17 protein-coding genes and 1 riboswitch are annotated in these 24,785 nt (G+C 41.7%); of the genes, 11 read left to right on the top strand and 6 right to left on the bottom strand.

The window, feature by feature from the left end; genetic code table 11:
• Positions 1–120: 120 nt before the first annotated feature.
• Complete coding sequence (locus L5B76_RS00530; protein WP_265753833.1) at positions 121–1,068, bottom strand: transposase; 948 nt, start codon at positions 1,066–1,068, stop codon at positions 121–123.
• A 213-nt stretch (positions 1,069–1,281) separates the two neighbouring features.
• On the opposite strand from L5B76_RS00530, the gene L5B76_RS00525 reads away from it, so the two are divergent.
• Genes L5B76_RS00525 through L5B76_RS00500 form a run of 6 tightly spaced genes read left to right on the top strand, consistent with a single transcriptional unit; the run spans position 1,282 to position 6,632 of the window.
• On the top strand, positions 1,282–2,679 hold the full coding sequence (locus L5B76_RS00525) for a Fe-S-containing protein (protein ID WP_265753832.1): 1,398 nt from the start codon (positions 1,282–1,284) through the stop codon (positions 2,677–2,679).
• Positions 2,679–4,001, top strand: coding sequence for an ABC transporter permease (locus L5B76_RS00520; RefSeq protein ID WP_265753831.1), 1,323 nt, complete (start codon positions 2,679–2,681; stop codon positions 3,999–4,001). The genes L5B76_RS00525 and L5B76_RS00520 overlap by 1 nt, the downstream gene beginning before the upstream one ends.
• 25 nt (positions 4,002–4,026) lie before the next feature.
• On the top strand, positions 4,027–5,139 hold the full coding sequence (locus L5B76_RS00515) for an ABC transporter permease (protein ID WP_265755497.1): 1,113 nt from the start codon (positions 4,027–4,029) through the stop codon (positions 5,137–5,139).
• Between the two features lies 1 nt (position 5,140).
• Entirely contained in the window at positions 5,141–5,809 is a 669-nt protein-coding gene (locus L5B76_RS00510; protein ID WP_265753830.1) for an ABC transporter ATP-binding protein, read from the top strand.
• Between the two features lie 8 nt (positions 5,810–5,817).
• Entirely contained in the window at positions 5,818–6,318 is a 501-nt protein-coding gene (locus tag L5B76_RS00505; RefSeq protein ID WP_265753829.1) for a TlpA family protein disulfide reductase, read from the top strand.
• The gene (locus tag L5B76_RS00500) at positions 6,318–6,632 is read left to right on the top strand and encodes a c-type cytochrome (RefSeq protein WP_115249579.1); all 315 of its coding nucleotides are present in this window, start codon (positions 6,318–6,320) and stop codon (positions 6,630–6,632) included. Before L5B76_RS00505 ends, L5B76_RS00500 begins: the two co-directional genes overlap by 1 nt.
• A gap of 122 nt (positions 6,633–6,754) precedes the next feature.
• Here the strand turns inward: L5B76_RS00500 and bioB are convergent, their stop codons facing one another.
• The 4 genes from bioB to thiB all read right to left on the bottom strand — a co-directional run bounded on the left by bioB (position 6,755) and on the right by thiB (position 11,170).
• Positions 6,755–7,789, bottom strand: coding sequence for a biotin synthase BioB (gene bioB, locus L5B76_RS00495; protein WP_265753828.1), 1,035 nt, complete (start codon positions 7,787–7,789; stop codon positions 6,755–6,757).
• A 39-nt stretch (positions 7,790–7,828) separates the two neighbouring features.
• Positions 7,829–8,482 (bottom strand): thiamine ABC transporter ATP-binding protein, encoded by a 654-nt coding sequence (gene thiQ / locus L5B76_RS00490; protein WP_265753827.1) that lies wholly within the window; start codon positions 8,480–8,482, stop codon positions 7,829–7,831.
• 76 nt (positions 8,483–8,558) lie between these two features.
• Positions 8,559–10,130, bottom strand: a complete 1,572-nt coding sequence (gene thiP / locus L5B76_RS00485; RefSeq protein ID WP_265755496.1) for a thiamine/thiamine pyrophosphate ABC transporter permease ThiP — start codon at positions 10,128–10,130, stop codon at positions 8,559–8,561.
• 35 nt (positions 10,131–10,165) lie between these two features.
• Positions 10,166–11,170 carry a thiamine ABC transporter substrate binding subunit gene (thiB, locus tag L5B76_RS00480; RefSeq protein WP_265753826.1) on the bottom strand — a complete coding sequence of 335 codons (1,005 nt, stop codon included), beginning with the start codon at positions 11,168–11,170 and terminating at the stop codon, positions 10,166–10,168.
• A 42-nt stretch (positions 11,171–11,212) separates the two neighbouring features.
• A riboswitch (TPP riboswitch) is annotated at positions 11,213–11,301 on the bottom strand.
• Between the two features lie 117 nt (positions 11,302–11,418).
• On the opposite strand from thiB, the gene glnE reads away from it, so the two are divergent.
• The 5 genes from glnE to L5B76_RS00455 all read left to right on the top strand — a co-directional run bounded on the left by glnE (position 11,419) and on the right by L5B76_RS00455 (position 18,471).
• Positions 11,419–14,412, top strand: coding sequence for a bifunctional [glutamate--ammonia ligase]-adenylyl-L-tyrosine phosphorylase/[glutamate--ammonia-ligase] adenylyltransferase (gene glnE, locus L5B76_RS00475; RefSeq protein ID WP_265753825.1), 2,994 nt, complete (start codon positions 11,419–11,421; stop codon positions 14,410–14,412).
• A gap of 115 nt (positions 14,413–14,527) precedes the next feature.
• Positions 14,528–15,643 (top strand): spermidine/putrescine ABC transporter ATP-binding protein PotA, encoded by a 1,116-nt coding sequence (potA, locus tag L5B76_RS00470; protein ID WP_265753824.1) that lies wholly within the window; start codon positions 14,528–14,530, stop codon positions 15,641–15,643.
• Positions 15,630–16,490, top strand: a complete 861-nt coding sequence (potB, locus tag L5B76_RS00465; protein WP_103855555.1) for a spermidine/putrescine ABC transporter permease PotB — start codon at positions 15,630–15,632, stop codon at positions 16,488–16,490. The genes potA and potB overlap by 14 nt, the downstream gene beginning before the upstream one ends.
• Positions 16,490–17,257, top strand: coding sequence for a spermidine/putrescine ABC transporter permease PotC (gene potC / locus L5B76_RS00460; RefSeq protein ID WP_103852687.1), 768 nt, complete (start codon positions 16,490–16,492; stop codon positions 17,255–17,257). Before potB ends, potC begins: the two co-directional genes overlap by 1 nt.
• Before the next feature lie 137 nt (positions 17,258–17,394).
• Positions 17,395–18,471 (top strand): extracellular solute-binding protein, encoded by a 1,077-nt coding sequence (locus tag L5B76_RS00455; RefSeq protein ID WP_017805791.1) that lies wholly within the window; start codon positions 17,395–17,397, stop codon positions 18,469–18,471.
• Positions 18,472–18,692: 221 nt separating this feature from the next.
• Here L5B76_RS00455 and L5B76_RS00450 read toward each other — a convergent pair whose 3' ends face one another.
• A complete protein-coding gene (locus tag L5B76_RS00450) occupies positions 18,693–24,284 on the bottom strand; it encodes a S8 family serine peptidase (RefSeq protein WP_265753823.1) in 5,592 nt (1,863 codons plus the stop codon).
• Positions 24,285–24,785 lie beyond the last annotated feature (501 nt).

Raw genomic sequence — 24,785 nt, 5'->3', positions numbered from 1 at the left:
GATTTAGACGGGCGAACACACAGGTTCGCCCCTACCAGTAATTTACGGAATGATACTAATCGAGTTCTATAACCCGTAGCAACTGTATTCCGCTAAAAAGCAAAAATACAAATTCGTTAATTAAAGCGCGTGAGCGTCCCATTGCGAGCCATCGCGGACAATCGCATTTAAAATGGTTAGAAGCTTACGCATACAGGCGTTAATCGCCACTTTGAACGCCTTACCATTAGCGCGTAAACGTTCGTAAAATTGTTTGAGTTTAGGCTCAAAACGCACGCAAACAAATGTGGCCATATACAGTGCATTTCGCACGGCTTTGCGACCACCTGAACAGCGGCTTTTCCATTTGGTGTCACCGCTTTCTTTCGGATGTGGCGCAACGCCAACAAGCGAAGCAATTTGTTTATGTGTATATTGACCTAACTCAGGCAACATTGACATCAAAACGGCTATCGTTTGTGTGCCTAACCCTTTGATGTCTTTAAACTTTTTTATTGTATCGTCAAAATGTTTGAGATGCTGTTCGATTTCACTATCCAGCTCATCAATACGCAGACAGAGATAGTCGATATGCTGCTCAACACTGAGTCGTTGTGTGGAATGGACTTGTTCAAGGCGGTTTTTCTCCGCGGAACGCATTTCAACAAGCTGATTACGGCGTGAAACAAGGGCTTCAAGCTGTTCTTGCTCGGGAGTCGGTGGTATGTAAAGCTGTTGCGCTACATTATCACGCATTGCGAGCATCTGGGCGTAAAAAGCCAACATTTTGGCGTCTTTATTGTCGGTTTTTGCTAGTGACTGCGACATCGCAAACTGATTGGTTTGTCGCGGGTTGGCAATCACCACACGAAAGCCTGCGCGGTGGAGTGCTTTAGCTAATGGAAGTTCAAGCCCACCGGTGCTTTCAAGGACAATTAAGTCCACACTGAAACGACGTAAATACTCAATGGTATGCGCAATCCCTTTCGGGTTGTTGGTTTCGGTCTTTGTTCGTTTTTGGTTAGAAAGCCCAATAACGAAATGACGTTTAGCAACATCAATACCACAATAAGTTTGTTCATTCATCATTAACCTGCCTTGCATTCGGGTTTAAGTCTGGCAACTGTTCGGTTTTTTGGTGAAATGTTATCTGCTCTCATTGCTACAACTCGGTTTGTTGCCTGGGGCGGACTCGAGATGCAGATAACGGGGTTTTGTTGCTATTTTATATTAATTTTAATATACAAGGGGCGGACCTATGTGTCCGCCCGAAAACCACAGAATGATATAAATTAAAAAACTATGAACTACTACTTCGTTTTTTTCCTTCAATCTGTCTTGCCGATTGCTTTGTTATTAGGCGTAAATTGGCTGAAATATGACAACTTTCATTTAAAGCGAATCCTTTGGCTTTCTCTGCTGGGGCTGAGTTGTGGGGCGCTGGGTTATTTGCAACTGCCTGCTTCTCCACCAGTGAAACTGGGGCTAAGTATTTTCTTAATAGCGATTTTTGCGCTGTTTTATCTTGCTCATTTTGTCCGTTCAAACAAACTCGCTTATTTTTGCCAATTTGTGCTTTGTTTTGCCGCAGGTGTGCTATGGGCGCGCGATCCGAATATTTCCGCCATTACCAACACGGACGTGATTAACACGGATTTTATCTTGCACCTAAGTGCGGTGATTTTTGCCCTAATTTTTTGCTTTTTATTTGCATCTTGGCTTTATCTTTTATTAAAACAAACGAAAACAGCGAAAAAATGCACCGCACTTCCCTTTTTGCTGATTTCGCTCACTACTCTATTTTTACTCTTGCCTTTAATCGGTGAAGTATTACTTGGCTTGATGAAATTACAAGTGATTGATCTCACCAAAGCGCGATTAAGTTTCGTGGCAAAATCCAGCAATTTAATCAGTTATAGCAATTATTTTATCGCCGCACTTACCGTATTAAGCCTGATTTTATTTGCGCTTAAAATCCATTCTGCCAATAAAACTGTGGTAAACAATACGCTGCAACCCATTGAAAAACGGAAAAAATTAGCCCTATTACAAACCAGCCAACGCACGCTTTTTTGGGGAAGCATCGCCTTATTGAGCATTGTTTCTGCGCAACTTTATTGGGATCAAATCGCTTCTCGCCCACCGCAACTTTCTGAAGCAAAACCTGTTACGCTCGATAAACAAAACCGCATTCATATTCCGATTGAAGAAGTGAAAGATGGCAAGCTACACCGTTTTGTGTGGATCGCTAGTGACGGCAAAGCGGTGCGTTTTTTCCTGATCAACCGCTCGAGCAAAAATCTCAGCCTAGCCGCGGTGTTTGACGCTTGCATTTTATGCGGTGATCAAGGCTATGTAATGGAAGGGGATCAAGTGGTTTGTGTGGGCTGTGGCGTGCGAATGTTTATTCCGTCTATCGGCAAACCAGGCGGCTGTAACCCCGTGCCGATTGAAGATTGGCAGCAAACGGACAGCGAAGTGATCATCAGCAAAAAAAGCCTTGAAGACGGCTTAAACTATTTTTCCACCATTGTGGAATTAACTGTGAAAGATCCTGTGGACGGCACAACATTGAAAAATACTACAGCGGAGCATAAATATAATTATGCGGGCAAAACCTATTTCTTTGCCAACGAACAAAATCTCAATGCTTTCCGCGATCACCCTGAAGATTATGTGGCGAAAGAGGAAAATCCCTAATGCTCAGTCGAATGTTATTGCAATCTTGGCGGCACGGTTTAAAACGCAAATTGCTCGCCATTATGACTATTTTTCTCGCCGCAGGGCTGGTTTCTGCCCTGCTTGCGGTGTCCATTGATATTGGCGATAAAATGGCGCGCGAGCTGAAATCCTATGGCGCGAATATTTTGATCGAACCTGCCAGCAGTGCGGTGCTTTCCGCAGAAATTAACGGCGGAAACAGCCTTTCCACACAGGATTTTTTAGATGAAAAAGAATTGCCTAATGTGAAAGATATTTTCTGGCGTAATAACATTGTGGGCTTTGCGCCACTGCTTAGCGCAGAAGTGGAAGGCAAAAATCTAACGCAGAACAATACCCATAATATCAGCATTTTAGGCACGTTTTTCGATCGCCCCATTGCCATTCCTGATGAAGATGACTACCACACCGGGCAACGCATTATTAGCCCTTACTGGAAAGTGCAAGGCCAATGGGTGGACGATAGTCAGAAAAATATTGGCGAAAATATCCCTGCACTTTTAGGTAACCAATTAGCCAATCGCACGCAGTGGAAAATCGGTGATCAAATTCAGCTAAATTATCACGAAGGCGAAACGCAACGCCAGCTTCATCTTCATATTGTAGGAATTTTAAGCACCGGTGGCACGGAAGAACAGCAGATCGTGCTGCCCTTAAGTGCGGTGCAAAATTTACTCAATTTATCGGGCAAGGTGCAAGGTATCAAGGTTTCTGCTCTCACCGTGCCAGAAAATAAGTTGTCCCGCAAAGCACGGGATAACCCTGACGCACTCGCCGCGGAGGAATATGACCGCTGGTATTGTACCGCCTATGTTTCCTCTATTTCACATCAATTAGAAGAGGCGATTTCGGGAGCAGTGGTGCGTCCAATCTGGCAAGTCGCCGCCTCTGAGGGCGTGGTGATTGAAAAAATCCAGCTCTTGCTTGCCGTAGTAACCGTGGCGGCATTAGTCGCTGCGGCGATGGGGATTGCTTCGCTGATGACCACCACCATTATCGAACGGAGTAAAGAAATTGGCTTGATGAAAGCTCTTGGCGCTTACCAATGGCAAATTGTCTTACTGTTTTATTGCGAAGCCATTATCAGCGCGCTGCTCGGTGGTGCGCTTGGTTGCGTAGCAGGTTGGGGGCTGGCCAAATTTATCGGCATTACCCTATTCGGCTCGCCTTTAGATTTTGCTTGGATCGTGGTGCCTTGCGTGTTGGTGCTGTCAATGATCATTGCCTTAATCGGCACTTGGTTCCCTGCTCATCGCATTGCCCAGCTTTATCCTGTGGAGGTGTTGTATGGCCGCCAATAACGCCCATTCAATCAACGCACGCACAATGTTTTGGCGTTTAATTATCAATGCGTTACGCTTGCGCTTGCAACGGGTGATGATTATTTTCGCGGCACTTACCGTTGGTGCCAGTATTGTTACCGCAATGGCCGCGGTGTATTTCGACATCAACACAAAAATGAGCCAAGAACTACGCACCTTTGGGGCCAATTTTTACATCGGTTCAAACAGCAGTGGCTTGATGAACGAAAAAGACTTTAACCAAATTCTCTGCCAAGCACCGCAAGGCTTAATTACGGCCGCCAGCCCTTACCTTTATGGCGTGGCACGAGCAGATTTAGAAAAAGTGGTGATAATGGGCGTGTGGTTTGATGCAATGCGAACCCTTTCCCCTTATTGGCAAATCACAGGATCCCCCATTGGCGTGAATTTTGATGATCGCAACGCGATGATCGGCAAATCCCTTGCCCAACGGTTAAACCTTAATCTTGGCGATAAAATCACCTTGAACAAAGGGGCAGAAAAGCACCACTTCACCATTAAAGCTATTGTAGAAAGTGGTGATGCCACGGACAATATGCTGATTGTCAATCTTGAATTTGCCCAACAATGGCTAGATAAAACAGGCTTAATCACCAATGCGCTTCTCAATGTGAAAAATGATCAAGGGCAAGTCAGCCAATTCGCCCAACAATTACAACAGCGCTATCCTGATCTTGCCATTCGCCCAATTCTCAAAGTGTCTGCCTCAGAAGGGCAAATTTTGGATAAAATCAAAGGCTTAATGGGCTTGATTTCAGTGGTGATTTTAATTCTCGCCACCCTTTGCGTGAACACCACCTTAATTGCCATTGTGGGCGAACGGGCGAAAGAATTTGCGCTGCAAAAAGCCTTAGGCGCAAAACAGCAAGATATTATTAAGCAAATTGGCACAGAAATTTTACTCATCGCATTTTGCGCTATTGTCGTGGGGCTAATCTTAGGATATTTGCTGGCACAAATTCTCGGTATCACCGTGTTTAAAGCCTATATTGATTTGCGCTTGCCTGTGATTCCAATCACGATTCTGCTCTCGCTTACCGTGGCTTTTGTTGCCGTGATTGTGCCAACGCGCCGCGCTTTAGAAATTCAAACAGCCAACGTTTTAAAAGGCGAATAAAATGGAAAAATACGTTATTGAAACCCAACATTTATATAAACGCTTTGGGCAAGTAACCGCCCTTGAAGACATTAATATCCAAATCGCTGAGGGGGAATTTGTTGCCATAATGGGAGCATCAGGATCAGGCAAAACTACACTGATGAACATTCTCACGGGGCTTGATACGGCAAGCGAGGGCAAAGTGATTTTAGATGGCGTGGACGCCGCACAGCTCGATGAAATTGGCCGCCAACGCTTTCGTGCAGAAAAAATCGGCTTGGTATTCCAACAATTCCATTTAATCCCTTACTTGACCGCATTGGAAAATGTGATGCTGGCGCAGCATTATCACAGCGTTGTCGATGAAGAAGCTGCCAAAGCAGTATTAGCGCAAGTGGGACTAGCACACCGTTTTGATCACCGCCCAAGCCAGCTTTCGGGTGGCGAACAGCAACGGGTTTGTATCGCCCGCGCTCTGGTCAATCAGCCCCCAGTGATTTTCGCTGATGAACCCACTGGCAACCTTGATGAAAAAAATGAAAAACTGGTGCTAGCTTTGCTCACCGAACTCAATCAGCAAGGCCGAACTATCGTGATGGTAACGCATAATCCCGAACTGGGTAAGCTCACCAACCGCACCATTTTCCTACAACACGGAAAATTTTTGCGCGAAGAAATTAATGGCTAAGGAACAGAATGAAACTGGCTTATTTATACAAAAAAATGGCTTTAACGAGCCTAATAAGTGCGGTGATTTTTTCGCTGATTTCTTGCAAAGAACAGTCCGCCAATATTGGCAGCCAGGCCCCTGATTTAGCCGTCTTTAATCTGCAAGGGCAAAAAATAGAATTGCAACAATTTGCTGGCAAGAAATTATTACTGAATTTTTGGTCTGAAACCTGCGGTATTTGCATTGTAGAACTTAAACAATTGCAGCAACTAGCTGAAAAATACCCTGATAATCTGCAAATCCTTGCCATTAATATTGACGGCGAACGTGGCGATACACAAAAAAGTGCGGTGAAAAATCAGCTTATTTTGCCCATCGTGAAAGATCAGCTCAACATCACCGCTGAGCGTTATCAACTGGTTGGCACACCGACATCTTTTGTACTTGATCCCACAGGCAAAATCCTTTATAAATTTGAAGGCTTAATTTCTGAGTCAAAATTACTCGCATTATTTAAGGATCCATAATGAAAAAAACCTTTACTCTACTTTTACTTTCCGCCTTACCGTTATCTGGCTTGGCCAATCAAAGTGCAGAAATGCTCGAACATAGCCAAAAAATCTTTAACCGCTCTTGCGCAATGTGCCACGGCAAACAAGGCGAACGCTCTGCATTAAATCAATCTGCCATCATCAACAGCCTAAAAACAGAAGAAATTATCACCGCACTTGAAAAACGCAAAGCGGGCGAAATTGTTGGTGCAGGCAACGCGGCAAAATCTCGCTTAAGTGAAAATGACATCAAGGGCCTTGCGGAATATATTCCTAGCTTAAAACCCTAAAAGCACTGACTAAATAGCTTTCTTAATTAAGCTCATTCAATTCAAAAAAAGGACTAAGTTTTCTTTATAAACTTAGTCCTTCAATAACTTCGATAACAAAGCTAAGCGATTTTAGCTGATGATTACTCTACTTCTTTGAACAAAGGGCTTTCTTCTTTTACTGAACGATTTTCTTCCGTCTCTGGCTCAAGATCAAGTTTTGCCATAAGCAGTTGATCGCCGTCTTCTTCTGGATTTTCGGTAACCAGTAATTTATCACCGTAGAAAATGGAGTTTGCGCCCGCCATAAAGCACATTGCTTGCATTTCTTCCGACATTCCTTGACGGCCTGCGGATAAACGCACATAGCTTTTTGGCATTACGATACGCGCAACGGCGATAGTGCGAACAAATTCTGTCCAATCTAATTCTGCCGCTTCTGCCAATGGCGTGCCTTCCACTTTTACTAATTGGTTGATTGGCACAGATTCTGGTTGTGGATCAAGATTGGCAAGGCTAGCAATAAAGGCCGCACGCTCTTTGCGGGTTTCGTCCATTCCAACAATCCCACCACAGCAGACTTTTAAGCCAGCTTTACGCACTTTGCCAAGGGTGTTAATGCGATCATCAAATTGGCGTGTACCGATGATTTTTTCGTAATGTTCTGGCGCAGTGTCGATATTATGGTTGTAATAATCTAGCCCAGCTTCTTTCAGATCTTCTGCCATTCCGTCTTGCAATAAGCCAAATGTGCCGCAGGTTTCTAAGCCAAGTGCTTTCACCGCTTTGATAATGGTAGTAATTTTTTCAATGTCTTTTGGCTTTGGCCCACGCCACGCCGCGCCCATACAGAAACGGCTTGCGCCACGAGATTTTGCCACTTTCGCCTTTTCTACAATTTCATCAACATCAATCAGTTGCTGATTTTGCACGCCAGTTTGATAACGCGCCGATTGCGGACAATAACCACAATCCTCTGGGCAGCCACCAGTTTTAATCGACATCAAGGTGGAAAGCTGGATCGCGCGCGGATTGAAATTCTCACGATGAACCTGTGCAGCACGGAACACAAGATCTAAAAAAGGCGTTTCAAATAAAGCTTCCACTTTACACACTGACCAGTATTCCAACGTTGGGTGCGGTGTTAAAGAGGGAATTTGAATGTTTGTGGTTGTCATAAATTATCCTTGTTGTAAAAAGTGCGGTCTATTTTAGACTTAAATTTTTAATTCGGGTAATGGTTTATCACTAATCCTACCATTTTCAACCACCAAAAGGCGATCAATTTTTCCTGTTAATTCATCAGGTTGATGCGTCACAATAAGCAAGGTTAAGTTTTTCTGCTGGCATAACTTATCCAATAAATGCAGCATTTCTTGGCGTAAATGGGGATCAAGGGCGGAAAAAGGTTCATCAAGCAATAAAATGGGTTTATCACGCAACAGACAACGTGCCAAGGCGACACGTTGTTTTTGTCCGCCTGAAAGGGCGTTAGGCAAGCGATCTAAAAAATCCCCTAATCCCACCGCACTTGCCACTTCTGCTACTTTAGCTTTTTCTAACTCACTAAGATTTAGGCTTGGTTTTAGCCCTAAAGCAATGTTCTGCGCCACTGTCAAATGGGTGAATAAATTATTCTCTTGGAACAACATTGAAACAGGGCGTTGATGAGGCGCACTAAAGGTGTGATTTTGCCCATTAAGCCAAATTTCCCCTTTGTCCGCCAATTCAAATCCTGCAATGAGGTTGAGCAAAGTGCTTTTACCTGCCCCACTCGCCCCCACAATGGCCGCCCGTTGTCCTGCGGGGATATGCAGCTTAAAGTACATTGGTTGATTGGGGTAATGAAAATAAGTATCCAGTTTAATCATCATATTGCCTAAATCATAAAACCAAAGAATGTGGTAAACATACCAAAATGCAAAGATAAAGTGCGGTGCAATTTTTTCAAATTTTATCTTTGTCCTGCTTTTGTGAACGCTCAATCAGCACAAATAACGCGCCACATAACAATAATAAAATCAAGGCGGTAACGCTCGCTTCTTGCATACGATATGAGCCTAATTGCTGATAGAGCAAGTACGGCAGAGAGATAAAATCTTGATTGCCGAATAAAGCAATGGCGGTGAAATCCCCCAAAGATAAAGCACAAGCCAAGGCGAAAGCATATCGCATTGGGGCGTTGAGCGCTTGCCATTCCACCCATTTCCAGCGTTGCCAACCTTGCACGCCAAGAGATTGGCAAAGGCGCTCATATTGCATATTTTGATACATTGGCACAGAAAGCGTGCGGATCACAAAAGGCATCGCCAAAATGCCATTACAAAATGCCACAATTAGCAATAAATGCCACGGCTGAAAATCCATTGCTTGTAACCGAATAAACAACCCCAACGCCACCACCAAGGTGGGGATCGCAAGCACGATCATTCCCATATTACTAATTAAATTGGCACAATAGCGATGATGTTGCCAAGCTAAACGGCGAGCCAAAAAAAGCAATGCCATTGAAAATAAAATTGCGAATAACGCAGAACATAGCGCGATACTCAAAGAATAGCCTAAGGCACGCCATAACTGGGGGTTAGCTGCCACTTTTTGCCACGCCTGCCAATCTAAGCCTGACACCACCATATAAAGCAGTGGGGAAAAGAGAAAAATCAGCACGCTGCTGACACAAAAAACTTGCCAAATTTGCACCGCACTTGTTTGTTTTTCTCGCCAAAAATGACGCAAATTAAGCTGGCTCGGATCTTTGCTGTTAAACAAACTGCTGAGCGCAAGCAGCAGTACGCAAAAACCACATTGTAATAACGCGAGCATTGCAGCTTTCGGCAAATCAAATTCAAACAAAATGGCTTGATAAATCGCCACTTCTAAAGTGGTGTAAGCCGGCCCACCACCAAGGGTTAGCACAATAGCAAAGCTGGTAAAGCACAGCATAAAAATTAAAGCAAACGCTGGCAAAAACTGTTGGCGTAAGTAAGGTAATTCGATCAAACGGATAAACTGCCAACCGCGGATATTCAGTTGTGAACTGAGCTGCCGTTGCTGATTGGGAATGCTTGAAAGCGCCTGCAAAAATAAGCGACTTGCCAAAGGAATATTAAAAAATAAATGGGCGATTAAAATGCCACTCAAGCCATAAATATTGGGTTTCCAATTAATCTCAAGAGCGGAAAATAAGCTTGCCAGCCAGCCTGAATGTCCGTAAATCCCAAGTAAGCCTAGCACTGCCACCAAGGCAGGCAACACGAAGGTGAGAGAAAATAATTTTAAAATCAGTGGCTTGCCACGGAAATCTTGGTAAAAAAACGCGCGCGCAAAAAACAGACCAACCAGTACAGATAAAAACGCCGATAAAAAAGCTTGCCCAAAACTAAAGGTGATAACGTGGCGTACATAGCTATCTTGCCAAAGTGTCGTCCATTGATGATCATTGCCAACATTTAACACCGCACTTAAGGCAAACAGATAAAATGCGCCTAACAGCAAAATCACTCCAATTCCCCCAGCCATTGAAGACAGGGGGAATTTTTGCAAGTTACGGCGAATTATTGTGTTAAGCTGGCTTGCCAAGTGTTCGTCCATTGTTTTAATTGTTCTGCATTGACGCCACTACCCAAGGTGGTTTTGCTTTGCTGCGCTTGTTTTAAGGCATCAAAGTGCGGTTCAATTTTTTCATCAATTACGGCAAACATCACATTTTTTTGTGAAATTTGGCTCTGTGCTTGTGGTGAGATCAAAAATTGCATAAAGGTATCTGCACAAGCATTTGGGTGATTTGCCATTCGTGCCGCGGTTTCAATTTGTAACACTTGCCCTTCAGCAAAATCTGTGGCGGCGTAATTGGCATCTTTATCATTTAATAAGTGATAAAGCGGTGAGGTGTTATAGCTAAACACTAAATCCGCTTCGCCTTTTAAAAATGCGCCATAGGTTTCCGACCAGCCTTTGCCCACAGTAACGGTATGGCTAGCGAGTTTTTTCCACGCTGCGCTCACATCATCACCATAAACTTCATTCATTAAGATCACTAACCCACGCCCCACGCCACTGGTACGCGGATCTTGGTAAATAACGCGAAGTTGTTGGTTATCCACTAATTCTTTTAGGCTTTTTGGTGGATTTGGTAATTTTTCTTTATGATAAACAAAGGCATAAGCACCAAAATCATAAGGTAAGAACACCTTGTCTTGCCACTTCACTGGCAAGGAAAGTTGTTCCGTTGGCACATTATTTTCGGCAAATAATTGTGTTTTTCTCGCTTCATCAAGCATTGTTTGATCTAAGCCTAGCACAATATCTGCTTTGCTCTTTTTCCCTTCAAGGCGAATGCGGTTAAACATCACGCCAGTGCTATCAAAAGGCACATAATTTACCTGACATTGCGGGTGAGCTTGCTCAAACAAGGCTTTCACTTTCGGGCCTGCGCCCCAATCTGCGCTAAAGCTATCATAAGTGTAAACTTGCACATTTTCCGTGCTTTGCGCCGCCACAAGGTGGGTGCTAAAAAGTGCGGTAAGAAAAGTAAGAGAAAAAGATTTTTTGAATTGCATAGTGTTTCCTTCCATAAAAAACGACCAGCAATATTGACGCAAACAGCAAAGAAATTAGTTTCCTACGTCAGTATTAACTGTATCAGGTTCACGGGTATGATCTCAGCTATCAAGCACCCCGACTAATCTGAGCCTTTAGCTCGGCTTTCAGTGTAGTAATTTTCTGTTGCCAATGCAATCTATGTGTTTAAAAATTCTCAAAATTTCTTTATAGTTAGCAACAAGTTAATCATTCATAAGGATAGGCTATGGCATTTTCTGTTCCCCACCTTGAGGATACCTTGCAAGCACTGGCAGCGAGTTTAATTCAACACTTCCCCGAACACTATAATGAAGAAATTTACACACAAATTGCTGTGCAGAAAAATGATCCCACAAGCCCGATTGGCAAGTTAGCGCAAGGCATTGCAATGTCTGATTTTGTGGCAGAAACCTTAAAAAAACAACCGCACTTTTTGCACCAATGTTGGCAGCAGATCCCCACTTTAGAAAATACAGACTATTATCGCCAAGCCTTGCAGGATTTGCTTGAAAGCGTTAATGACGATGCCCAACTATATCGCCAACTGCGTCTGTTTCGCCACCGTGAAATGGCAAAACTGAGCCTGTGTCAAAGCCTAAATCTCACCACCGTAGAAGCGGTTTTTGTGCGCCTTTCTCAACTGGCAGAAACCATTATTATCGCCACTCGCGATTGGCTTTATCAGCGCGCTTGTGCGGAAATGGGAACGCCAATGGACGCGCACGGTAACCCACAACAACTTTATATTTTAGGAATGGGAAAATTAGGCGGATTTGAACTCAATTTTTCGTCTGATATTGATCTCATTTTCACCTACCCTGCCAATGGGGAAACCCAAGGGGCAAGGCGTTCCATTGAAAATAGCGTGTTTTTCACTCGCCTTGGACAGCGCCTTATCAACGCCCTTGATCAATATACCCCTGATGGTTTTGTGTATCGCACGGATATGCGCCTACGTCCTTTTGGGGAAGCCGGTGCCTTAGCGCTAAGCTTTACCGCAATAGAGCAATATTACCAAGAACAAGGGCGCGATTGGGAACGCTATGCGATGATCAAAGGGCGAATTTTGGGGGCAGATCCGCAAGATCCGAATGTGAAAAACTTGCAAAATTTACTCCGCCCTTTTGTTTATCGCCGTTATATTGATTTCAGTGTGATTCAAGCGTTACGCGAAATGAAAGGCAAAATTGAGCGAGAAGTGCGCCGCCGAGGTTTAGTGGATAACATCAAACTTGGCGCTGGGGGGATTCGTGAAATTGAATTTATCGTGCAAGTTTTCCAGCTAATTCGTGGCGGTCGTGAAATCAAATTGCAGCAGCATTCTCTGCTTAATCTCTTGCCAGAATTAGAAAAATTAGGCCTGCTTAGCCCAAATGAAAAACAAGATTTGCAACAAGCCTATGTGTTTTTACGCCGTGTGGAAAACGTGTTGCAAGCCATTGATGATAAGCAAACGCAACTTTTGCCAGAAAAAGAACTGGATCGCCAGCGCCTGATTTTTGCGACACAACATTACCTTCAATGGAACGATGAAAAACAACCAATCATCGTGGAAAATCACCTCACCAACTGGGCCGATTTTTATGCGTTATTGCAATCTCACCAACACAAAGTGCGGTCGGTTTTTTCTCAATTAATTGGCGAAGAAAACGATAAGCCCACGCCAGAAAATAGCCAGTGGGACGATTTTTTAGAAACGGATCTCAATGATGAAGACATTCAGCAGATGTTGCAACAAAATGGCATAAAACTGGAAGAAAATGCACCGCTCTTACAACGCCTTGCTCAGTTCCGCACCGAGCTAGCGCGCCGTCCTATCGGTACAAGGGGACGTGGCGTATTGGCGCAATTAATGCCAATGTTGCTAGCACAAATTTTCCAGCATCAAGCCTATGACACCTTGCTGCCACGAATGTTGGATATTGTGGACAAAATTCTCACGCGCACCACCTATTTAGAATTGCTGGTGGAAAATCCACAAGTGCTAAATCAGCTCATTGAACTGTGTTCGCAATCGCAACTGATTGCGCAACAAGTGGCGCGCCACCCGATTTTGCTTGATGAGTTGTTAAATCGTGAGGCGTTGCTCAACCCTATCCATTTCAACCAATATCCTGCGGAATTACAGCAATATTTGCTCCGTTTACCGCAAGATGATGAAGAACAATTCATTGACGCCCTGCGCCAATTTAAACAAAGCACCTTGTTGCGCGTGGCAGCGGCGGATATTCTGGGCGCGTTACCTGTAATGAAAGTCAGCGATCACCTCACCTACTTAGCGGAAGCTATTATTGATGCGGTGGTCAATCTCGCTTGGCAACAAGTCAGCGCGCGCTTTGGCGTGCCAGAGTTTCTTGCCCCTGACGAAAAAGGCTTTTTGGTGATTGGCTATGGCAAATTGGGTGGCATTGAGTTGGGCTATAAATCTGATCTGGATTTGGTGTTCTTATTTGACGGCAGCCAAACAGGGCAAACCCAAGGCGGTAGAAAAGTGATTGATAGCAATCAGTTTTATCTTAAACTGGCACAAAAAATCATCAGTATTTTTAGTATGAATACCAGCGCTGGCGTGCTTTATGAGGTGGATATTCGCCTACGCCCTTCAGGTGATGCGGGCTTGCTCGGCTGTTCATTGAGTGCTTTTGAAAATTATCAGCTGAATGAAGCTTGGACGTGGGAAAAACAAGCCTTGGTGCGCAGCCGTGCGGTTTATGGCGAGCCTGCCCTACGCCAACGCTTTGAGCAAATTCGCCACAAGGTGCTGGCTGCGCCACGGGATCTTGTGCAACTCAAGGAAGATGTGAAAGCAATGCGCGAGAAAATGTATCGACACCTTGCCAATAGCAATCCTGATGAATTTAACATTAAAACCGATAAAGGCGGCATTACAGATATTGAATTTATCGCGCAATATTTAGTGCTGGCTTACGCCCCACAATACCCGAGCTTAACCACTTGGTCGGATAACGTGCGGATTTTTGAGTCAATGACGGAAATTCCTAATACAGAAAATGAAAGTACAGAAAACCAAAGTGAAGCAAATAAAAGTGCGGTGCTAAATTTTGAAATTTCTGAGCAATTAAAAAATACCTACACCAGCCTACGCAATCGCATTCATCAGTTAAATTTACTGGGCTTGCCTGCAGTGGTAAATCATCAGGAATTTCGCACCGAACGGCAATTTATCGAAAAAATTTGGTGGGAGCTATTTGACGCATAAATTTTTAGCAAAAATGTGATTTTTACTTTTAATTACAGGGCGATCGCTATATCATTAGCATCTATTTTTATCGATTAATTATTCAACCAACTTGTTAGGGAGAAAACCAAAGCTAGTGGAAAATTCAGTTCAAACCAAGCCGATTATTGAGCTTCGTTCTTTAACCAAATCTTATGGCGACAAAACGATTATTAATGGTTTAAATCTTACCATTAACAATGGCGAATTTTTGACAATTTTAGGGCCATCAGGCTGTGGTAAAACCACAGTGTTACGCTTGATTGCAGGATTAGAAGATCCTAACGGCGGTAAGATTATTTTGGACGGTCAGGATATTACTGATGTGCCAGCAGAACGCCGTTTTGTGAATACGGTATTCCAAAGTTATGCCCTGTTCCCGCATATGACGATTTTTGAAAACGTGGCTTTCGGTTTGCGTATGCAGAAAGTGCCAAATGCGGAGATTAGACCCCGTGTAATGGAAGCCTTGCGTATGGTTCGTTTGGAAGAAATGGCAGAGCGTAAGCCGACCCAGCTTTCAGGCGGGCAACAACAGCGTATCGCTATTGCAAGAGCGGTGGTAAATAAGCCTAAAGTGTTGTTATTAGACGAATCCCTTTCCGCATTGGATTATAAATTGCGTAAAGAAATGCAAAATGAGCTGAAAGCCTTGCAACGTCAGTTAGGCATTACCTTTATTTTCGTTACCCACGATCAAGAAGAAGCCTTAACAATGTCTGATCGTATTATCGTGATGAATAAAGGCAATATTGAACAAGATGGTACGCCACGCGAAATTTACGAAGAACCTAAGAATTTATTTGTGGCACGCTTTATCGGTGAAATCAATGTGTTTGATGCCAAAGTGATCGAACGTGTGAGTGAAAAAACCGTTAAAGCCAACGTGGAAGGCCGTATTTGTGAGATCTATACTGATTTACCAGTTCAACCTGATCAGCATTTGAAAGTGCTTTTACGCCCTGAAGATATTGTGATTGAAGAATTAGACGAAAATGAGCAATCCAAAGCGATTATTGGACACGTTTCTGATCGTAACTATAAAGGTATGACCTTGGAATCTAGCATTATTCTTGATCATAACAATATGAAAGTGTTAGTTAGCGAATTCTTCAATGAAGATGATCCGCACATTGATCACTCCGTAGGACAAAAAGTTGCCCTAACTTGGCACGAAGGCTGGGAGGTTGTGTTAGACGATGAAGACAGCTAATTCTGGATTTCAAAAAATCACCATTACCACCATTTTTGCGTGGTTAATTTTCTTTGTGCTTGCGCCAAACTTATTGGTGCTTGCGGTGAGTTTTTTAACCCGTGATAGCAGTGATTTTTATGCCTTGCCATTTACCATTGAGAACTACACGCGTTTATTTGAACCGCTTTATGCGCAAGTGGTGTGGAATTCTCTTTATATGTCGGGCATTGCGACTATTATTTGTTTAATCATTGGCTACCCTTTTGCCTTTATGATTAGCAAAATTAAGGAAAAATATCGCCCTATTTTACTCTTTTTAGTAGTATTGCCATTCTGGACGAACTCATTAATTCGTATTTACGGAATGAAAATTTTCCTTGGTGTAAAAGGGATTTTAAACAGCACCTTACTTACCCTTGGCATTATTAATGAGCCAATTCGTATTCTTAATACGGAAGCGGCGGTGATTATTGGTTTAGTCTATCTATTATTGCCATTTATGATTTTGCCATTGTATGCAGCCATCGAAAAATTGGATTACCGCTTGTTAGAAGCAGCGAAAGATTTGGGTGCAAACAGTTTCCAACGCTTTGTGAAAGTGATTATTCCACTCACAATGCCGGGCATTATTGCAGGCTGTTTATTAGTGTTATTGCCGGCAATGGGAATGTTCTATGTAGCTGACTTGCTCGGCGGTGCGAAAGTCTTGCTTGTGGGTAATGTGATTAAGAGTGAATTCTTAATTTCGCGTAACTGGCCATTTGGTTCTGCAATTAGTATCGGCTTGACCATTTTAATGGCATTACTCATCTTTGTTTATTACAAAGCAAGCAAATTAATGAATAAGAAAATGGAGTTGGAATAATGAGTCGTTTACTGCGTAATGTTTTTATGTTGGTGGTGTACGCTTATTTGTATATCCCAATTATCATTTTGGTGACCAATTCGTTTAATGCGGATCGTTACGGATTAAGCTGGAAAGGCTTTAGCTGGAATTGGTATGAGCGTTTATTTAACAACGATACCTTAATCCAAGCCGCATTCCACTCTGTAACTATCGCCTTTTTTGCGGCCACTTTTTCCACGATTTTGGGGGGCTTAACGGCGATCGCTTTATATCGCTATCGTTTCCGCGGTAAACAGGCGGTGAGCGGAATGTTGTTTATCGTAATGATGTCGCCGGATATTGTAATGGCGGTGTCTTTGCTTGCATTATTTATGATCGTAGGTATCTCACTCGGATTTTGGTCATTGCTTTTAGCGCATATCACTTTCTGTCTGCCTTATGTGGTGGTGAGCGTATTCTCTCGCTTGAAAGGATTTGACGCCAAAATGCTTGAAGCGGCGAAAGATTTAGGTGCAAGTGAAGTAACCATTTTGCGTAAAATTATTTTGCCACTGGCACTTCCTGCTATTGTTTCAGGCTGGTTATTGAGCTTCACCATTTCCCTTGATGATGTGGTGGTATCTTCTTTTGTGAGCGGCGTAAGCTACGAAATCTTACCACTGAAAATTTTCTCATTGGTGAAAACAGGGGTAACGCCAGAAGTGAACGCCCTTGCCACCATTATGATTATTTTCTCCCTTGCTTTAGTGGTATTAAGCCAAGTTGTGGCGAAAAAAGATAAATAGCCCAAATGGGAAAATAATACTTCACAAATAAGCATAGACAAAATAGAATACGCCTTGACGCTGTCAAGGCGTTTTTTTATTCATATTTTGCCAAAACAAAATATGCCCCTAACCCTCTTAACAGGAGAATGATAGAAATGAAAAAATTTGCAGGTCTTTTCACAGCCGGAATGATCGCAGTGACTTTAACAGCTTGTAATGATAAAGAAACAAAGAATGCGGACGCTAAAGCACCAGCTAACGATACCGTATATCTTTACACTTGGACAGAATATGTTCCAGATGGTTTATTAGACGAATTTACCAAAGAAACTGGCATCAAAGTCATTGTTTCAAGCCTTGAATCTAACGAAACAATGTACGCTAAATTAAAAACACAAGGTGAAGCTGGCGGTTACGATGTTATCGCACCTTCAAACTACTTTGTGTCAAAAATGGCGCGTGAAGGTATGTTAATGCCATTAGATCACAGCAAATTACCTGTTATCAAAGAATTAAACCCAGATTGGTTAGACAAACCTTACGATAAAGGCAACAAATATTCTTTACCACAATTATTAGGTGCGCCGGGCATTGCCTATAACACCAATGATTACAAAGGTTCTGACTTCACCTCTTGGGGCGATTTATGGAAACCAGAATTTGTGGGTAAAGTACAACTTCTTGATGACGCACGCGAAGTTTTCAATATCGCATTGTTAAAACTAGGTCAAGATCCAAATACACAAGATCCTGAAGTAATTAAACAAGCTTACGAAGAGTTATTAAAATTACGTCCAAACGTACTTTCTTTCAACTCTGACAACCCAGCTAACTCATTCATCTCAGGTGAAGTGAACGTGGGTCAATTATGGAATGGTTCTGTGCGTATTGCGAAAAAAGAAAATGCGCCTTTAGATATGGTATTCCCGAAAGAAGGCCCTGTGCTTTGGGTTGATACCCTTGCTATTCCAGCAACTGCGAAAAACCCAGATGGTGCGCATAAACTTATCAACTATATGTTAGGTGCAAAAACCGCTGCAAAATTAACCGAAGAAATTGGCTACCCAACATCAAATGTTGAAGCATTAAAATTACTTCCTGATGAAATTACTAAAGACCCTGCAATCTATCCAACCGCTGAAGTATTACAAAACAGTTATTGGCAAGATGATGTTGGTGATGCCGTTCAGTACTATGAAGAATATTACCAAAAATTGAAAGCCGCGAAATAATTTCTCGCAATAAATAAACCTCGCTAAATGCGAGGTTTATTTTTGTCTTCTAGCAAAAAATTTATCAAAATCTTACCGCACTTAATGTCCTCAAAATATCGCGAATACAATAATCCTTATGTTGCAAACGTATTCTTAAAAAGTGAGTTTTATAATGAGAAGTAGAGTAAACGGAAAAAAGCATAAAGCACGATAAACCGTGCTTTATGCAAATATGCTATCTAAAAAGAATAACCGACAGAAACATTAACTCGATGATAATGGTCTTTAGCCATATCTCCAGATAAAGAAAAACGCCAATTATGATATTGATAGCCCATCCCAATGCCAAATTGTGGTTTCCAATCAGGATAGAGACGATAAGACTGCTCAATATCCACTGAGGTTGTGGCATAGCTTACGCGACCACGATTTTTATTATGTAAGTTTTTTTGTAAAGCTAAGCGACCGAATAAAGTAAGGTTTTTCAGTTTGTATTCTAGCTCTGAAATAACACCAATATTTGTCTGCTCTGTGACTAAGCGATTAATTTTCACATCATCATTTAACATTAAATGTGTTAATTGTTTATGTGTGTAATCAATATTAGCGATATTATGCCATATCCATTGGGCATTAATAGGTTGTGACCAATGAATGCCAAGGGTTGAAGCATAAGATTGAGTATTACCTTGTGAATGGGTGTTCTGTGTATTAAATTGTTGTTGATATTTTAATTTTCCTACACCGTAGTTAAAACTTGTTAAGAGCGTCCAGTTTGGTATAAATTCATATCCATAGCCTAGACGGAATGCAACATCACGTTCATTAAACGATTTTTCAACCTCTTTGTAATGCTCTTCATATTTCTGCCGCTGCTCACTAATGCTGAAACTGAATCGGTGTTTGCCTTCCACAAGAAGACCATTAATTGCCACACTATTAAAGTGATCAGTCGTATTAATATGGCTAACCTCAGGCGAGGCAGATCGATTTTCACCACTAATCCAAAGTGCGGTATGATTTTTTTGTGAAAATGATGCAATCCAATTTAAACGCTGAAAGGCCTCGTGGTTAACCCAGCTTTGCTGCTGATGTATTAATGATTGAATCCCTTGACTGAATAAATATTCAGTAAAATGTGTTCTATCTATATTGAATAAACGGTTTGCCCATTGTTTTTGCTGTGTATTTAATTGCTGTGAAGCATAGCCTTGATCGAGTTTTTCTAAAACACGATCGAGTAATCTTGCATCTTCCATTGCACCTAAATAAGCTCTCTGCGCTTTATTCTTTTTATTTATCGAGGATGCTTCCTCTGAATGTCCATTTGATTCGGATTCAGTTGGATTAGCTGTTTCAACGGTAGAAGCCGTTTCAGTGGTTGGTGGAACGGTTATTTCTTCAGTTATCGATGTTTCCTCTGAATGACCATTTGATTCGGATTCAGTTGCATTGTCCGTTTCAACAGTAGAAGCTGTTTCAGTCGTTGCTGGAACAGTTGTTTCCTCGGTTGTAGAGGTTTCCTCTGAATGTCCGTTGGATTCAGATTCAGGTGGATTGTCCGTTTGAACAGTAGAAGCTGTTTCAGTGGTTGCTGGAACAGTTGTTTCTTCGGTTGTCGATGTTTCCTCTGAATGACCATTTGATTCGGATTCAGTTGTATTGTCAGTTTCAACAGTAGAAGCTGTTTCAGTGGTTGCTGGAACAGTTGTTTCTTCGGTTGTTGATGCTTCCTCTGAATGTCCGTTGGATTCAGATTCAGTTGCATTGTCCGTTTCAACAGTAGAAGCCGTTTCAGTAGTTGGTGGAACAATTGTTTCTTCAGTTGTCGATGTTTCCTCCTCTGAATGTCCAGTTGATGCGGATTCAGTTGCATTGTCCGTTTTAACAGTAGAAGCCGTTTCAGTGGTTGCTGGAACAGTTGTTTCTTCGGTTGTCGATGTTTCCTCTGAATGTTCAGTTGATTCAGATTCAGTTGCATTGTCCGTTTCAACAGTAGAAGCTGTTTCAGTCGTTGCTGGAACAGTTGTTTCTTCGGTTGTCGATGTTTTCTCTGAATGTTCAGTTGATTCAGATTCAGTTGCATTGTCCGTTTCAACAGTAGAAGCTGTTTCAGTCGTTGCTGGAATGCTTGTTTCCTCGGTTGTCGATGTTTCCTCTGAATGTTCAGTTGATGCAGATTCAGTTGCATTGTCCGTTTCAACAGTAGAAGCTGTTTCAGTGGTTGCTGGAACAGTTGTTTCTTCGGTTGTCGATGTTTCCTCTGAATGTTCAGTTGATGCAGATTCAGTTGTATTATCTGTTTCAACAGTAGAAGCCGTTTCTTCCGTTGGAGGAGTGACTTTATCGTTAACTACAGGTGTTTCTGGTGAATGCCCATTTGAGGTATCTTGATCTTCTAAGGCTTGCTGAACGCTTTTACGCTGTAATCCTACATAAATCTCTTTTTTATTCTCATCGAAAACAATTGTGTTTGCCACATCAATTAAAGCAGGATTTAAATTAAGTTGAATACCATTATTAACTAACCCATTGGCGCGCAATAATACTTCACGTCGGCCGTTTTGTGGTACATAGTATGGAGCAATTTGATCGACATTCATTATGCCTCCAAGGTTTGCTATACCGCTCACATTAATGGTTGAACCAATTGCTTTATTAATTATGCCAGTCGCGTTATTAATTAAATTACCATTGATATTCCAATCTGTTTGATTAAGTGATTCTATTATTCCAAAATTGTTTACACTACCAGATGTTATCGGTTGAGCTTTTTGATCTTTTGATGAAAGCTTAACTAATGTTCCAGATGCGAGTGTTCCTCCTTGTTTTACGATAAAATTGGCTTGATTCGAGCCGTTTAGAGTTAGTTTACCCTGTTCAATGATCCCATCACCCTTAAAGCTATTATTACCATTGAAAACGAGTTCTTTTTCACCTAATTTCGTAAAACCGCCATCACCCTCAATATCATTATTAAAATAATAACGTTCTGCAATACCATTGACAGTGAGTCGGTTATCATTTTGGGAATCAAAGCGCCCATATCCCATTAATGCTTGAGATTTATTAATTACGCCAACACCCCAAGTTTCATCAATACCTGGGGTACCTTTATCAATAGCTGTTGTAAACAGTGTGTTGCGTATATCTTTAGCTTCAAACCAATCATATTTTTGTTTTACTGCAAGGGCTACTCCACTGGCATATGCCGTCGCACTAGAAGTACCACCAGGACGACTAATTTCACGATATCCTTTATCAGGATTAAAATAACTAATTTGCGTATCCACATTAGATGTTATACAGAAGTTTTTAGCTTTTCCACAAGGACGAAATACTTTTTGTCCATTGCTCTTCACACCTGTTACCGCAATAATTGTATCTTTAAGTGAGGTCAGTAAATCTCCAGTATTATTATCAATAAGCGCGATGATTGTACGCCCTGGTTGAGTACCGGCTTCACTGTGATATTCACTGCTTTCGTTACCTGTTGCGAAAAGCTGTAAAGAACCTTGTTCTTTTATATTTTGTACTTGATTGATGTACTCTTGATAATTTTGTATTTCTATAAAATCTTTCCAAATATTTCCAATAACTGGAGCTGCTTTTTGAGTTTGTTGTTGTAAACGTTGGTTTGCTGCATAACTAGCAGATAAGATTGAACGCCAAGAACTATTAGGAGCCCGTACTCCCTGAGTGATGTATAATTGACCCGTTCCTGCGGTATTAAGCAAAATACGTCCCATTTTTGAACCATGGAAGCTATGATCATTCACATCTGGCTTAAAGTAATGTTGTACTTCAAAACTCGGTGTTTGATTTGGTTTAGCCGCAACGCTTTCAGGATAAAGTTCCCCTTCTTTGAAGGTACGAGCATCCACTCCCGTATCAACTAACATTGCGATAGCTGGTTTATGAGAGGATGAGGTTGTTGGATAACGATCTGTATCTGTCCAATTCGGAAAATAGTTTTTTTCTGCTTCAGGTAAATCTGCTAAATTTATTACCGCACTTTCTGAATGAGCGGAAACTGTTGTATCCGTTTTTTCTTTATTTGTTATAACTGTATCCGTCGGCGGAGATGGTGGTGTGATCGTATGGGTCAAATCATCAAGTGCCTCGCTAATATTTTTACGTTGTAATCCAACATAGATTTGTTTTTTATTTTGATCAAAGGCGATGGTATCAGCAATGTGAATTAATGCAGAATCCAAGTGTAAACGAATGCCATCATCGACCAATTCATTTGCTCGTAGCAGCACTTCTCTCCGCCCCGCTTGAGGAACATAGCCTTGAGCAATTTGGCTGACTCGCATTACACCATTTAGAATTGCCCGTCCACTCACATTGATGCTTGAGCCTATTGCAGTATTGATCTCGCCTGTTTCCGTATTGGTAAAATCCCCCTCAATATATAATGGTGAAGGATTGATAACTTCAAGACGCCCGCTGTTATAAAGGCTTCCCGTAGAGATTTTATTTGGGCTTGTTCCCGTTGCGAGTGTTGCTCCTTGTTTAACTTCAAATTGCGCAGTATTTGTTCCGTTAATGGTGAGTTTTCCTTGTTCTATTACCCCTTTTCCCTGAAAACGATTATTACCATTAAGAACAAGTTCTTTATCACCGCGTTTTGTGAAGCCGCTATCGCCCTCAATATCATTGTCAAAATAATAGCGTTCTGCGATACCATTTACATCAAGCACATTATTATTTTGGGCATCAAAACGTCCATAGCCATTTAACGCTTTTTGTTTATTGATTTCACCCACACCATAAACGGCATCTATGCCCGCATCACCTTTATCATTTGCCGTGGTAAAGAGAGTGTTACGAATATCTTTTGCTTTAAACCAATCGTATTTTTGTGCAATAGCAAGCGCAACGCCACTCGCATAAGCGGTTGCACTAGAAGTGCCATTAGGAATATCCGCATAAATCCATTGCTTTAGAATCGGATCAAAATAGTTGATTGGTGTATCTGCATTTGCCGCCAAACAAAAATTTTTCGCTTTTCCACAGGGCTGATATTTTTGCTTACCATTCGTAATCGCTGTAATGGCAATGGCACTATCTTTTAAACGTTCATCAAGTTGCTCAGAATTCGGTGCAAGCATTCTTGAGACAGAGGAATAAGGTTCATTAGGAATCGCAGGATCAAGTGGTTCATTGCCATTTGCAAAGAGTAATAAAGAGCCTTGGTTTGCAATATGAGCAATTTTTTCAATATATTCAGGTTGTGCATATTGTGAGATACCTTCTACCCAAATATTGGCTACAACAGGAGCCGCTCGCCCTGTTTGCGCAATGCTTCTTTCATTCGCCACCCCCATTGCTAATAATCGGTTTCGCCAATGGGGAACTAGCTCACCTCTTTTTCTTACTAAGCCTTGTACTGGATAAATTGAACCACCGCCAGCAGTGTTTAATAATACACGCGCCATTTTTGTTCCGTGCATTTCTGGACCATCGTCTATCATATCTGGGCTAAGTTGAGTACTAATGTGATGACTAACACTATCATAGAAAGAGAAACCGTGAGCAACAATGCTTTCTGGGTAAATTTCGTCTTTTTCAAAGGTATGAAGATCCACTCCCGTATCCACTAACATCGCGCGTAAAGTCGTCAGTTTATCCTGATTAATATGATTATGATCTGTATCTTGCCATTGATGTGGTTGAGCCTGTGCTTCGGGTAAATGTGCTAATTTAGCCACGGCGTCTTGGCGGTTTTCTGCATCGTTTTGGTTTCCTTGTGCTAAGTAAGGAAAAAGTGCGAGCGTAATCGCCATCGCCAATGGTGAAAGCGAGAAAAGACGAGGTGAGTTCATTATATGGATATCCTTTAATTATTTTTTGATGTAAAAAGAAGATTGATACGTCTTAGAATGAAAGTTTACTCCAAATTGCTCTAATAGTGTATCTCTTTATGTCAGAATTTTAATCGTAATAGAAATAAAGCTAGCTAATTGCATATTCAGTACAAGATAGTATAAGCCTTGCCGTTATACTTGAGAAGCCAGATTATAGCGAATTTACTCACAACTTCGTGCGCTTACTTACTTTTAAGCGTACAACCAAAATAACTTTCATCTGCGTTAATCTCATCATCAAATATTTCTAGCTGTAAACTATTTTAGGTCATCCCAAAATATTTTTATCACGCAATAATTCACCCAAGTTACAATAAATGCGCAAAATAACGAGCATTTACTTTTTCAATACATATGAAAATAATTACATTACTAAAAATAACAAAACAAAATAAACAAAAACCCGAATTATACAAAAACCCTTTCAAAATCAATATATTGCAAAAAAAAATAACATTC

Origin of the sequence: Avibacterium sp. 21-594, from assembly GCF_026226815.1 — a bacterium.
Classification (GTDB): domain Bacteria; phylum Pseudomonadota; class Gammaproteobacteria; order Enterobacterales; family Pasteurellaceae; genus Avibacterium; species Avibacterium avium.
The sequence above is the reverse complement of the archived record's forward strand: the minus strand, read 5'-3'. Positions and strand labels throughout refer to the sequence as shown.

Coding starts and splice junctions, on each gene's coding strand:
- L5B76_RS00530 (WP_265753833.1), bottom strand. CDS start 1,068: ATGATGAATGAACAAACTTATTGTGGTATTGATGTTGCTAAACGTCAT.
- L5B76_RS00525 (WP_265753832.1), top strand. CDS start 1,282: ATGAACTACTACTTCGTTTTTTTCCTTCAATCTGTCTTGCCGATTGCT.
- L5B76_RS00520 (WP_265753831.1), top strand. CDS start 2,679: ATGCTCAGTCGAATGTTATTGCAATCTTGGCGGCACGGTTTAAAACGC.
- L5B76_RS00515 (WP_265755497.1), top strand. CDS start 4,027: ATGTTTTGGCGTTTAATTATCAATGCGTTACGCTTGCGCTTGCAACGG.
- L5B76_RS00510 (WP_265753830.1), top strand. CDS start 5,141: ATGGAAAAATACGTTATTGAAACCCAACATTTATATAAACGCTTTGGG.
- L5B76_RS00505 (WP_265753829.1), top strand. CDS start 5,818: ATGAAACTGGCTTATTTATACAAAAAAATGGCTTTAACGAGCCTAATA.
- L5B76_RS00500 (WP_115249579.1), top strand. CDS start 6,318: ATGAAAAAAACCTTTACTCTACTTTTACTTTCCGCCTTACCGTTATCT.
- bioB (WP_265753828.1), bottom strand. CDS start 7,789: ATGACAACCACAAACATTCAAATTCCCTCTTTAACACCGCACCCAACG.
- thiQ (WP_265753827.1), bottom strand. CDS start 8,482: ATGATTAAACTGGATACTTATTTTCATTACCCCAATCAACCAATGTAC.
- thiP (WP_265755496.1), bottom strand. CDS start 10,130: ATGGCTGGGGGAATTGGAGTGATTTTGCTGTTAGGCGCATTTTATCTG.
- thiB (WP_265753826.1), bottom strand. CDS start 11,170: ATGCAATTCAAAAAATCTTTTTCTCTTACTTTTCTTACCGCACTTTTT.
- glnE (WP_265753825.1), top strand. CDS start 11,419: ATGGCATTTTCTGTTCCCCACCTTGAGGATACCTTGCAAGCACTGGCA.
- potB (WP_103855555.1), top strand. CDS start 15,630: ATGAAGACAGCTAATTCTGGATTTCAAAAAATCACCATTACCACCATT.
- potC (WP_103852687.1), top strand. CDS start 16,490: ATGAGTCGTTTACTGCGTAATGTTTTTATGTTGGTGGTGTACGCTTAT.
- L5B76_RS00455 (WP_017805791.1), top strand. CDS start 17,395: ATGAAAAAATTTGCAGGTCTTTTCACAGCCGGAATGATCGCAGTGACT.
- L5B76_RS00450 (WP_265753823.1), bottom strand. CDS start 24,284: ATGAACTCACCTCGTCTTTTCTCGCTTTCACCATTGGCGATGGCGATT.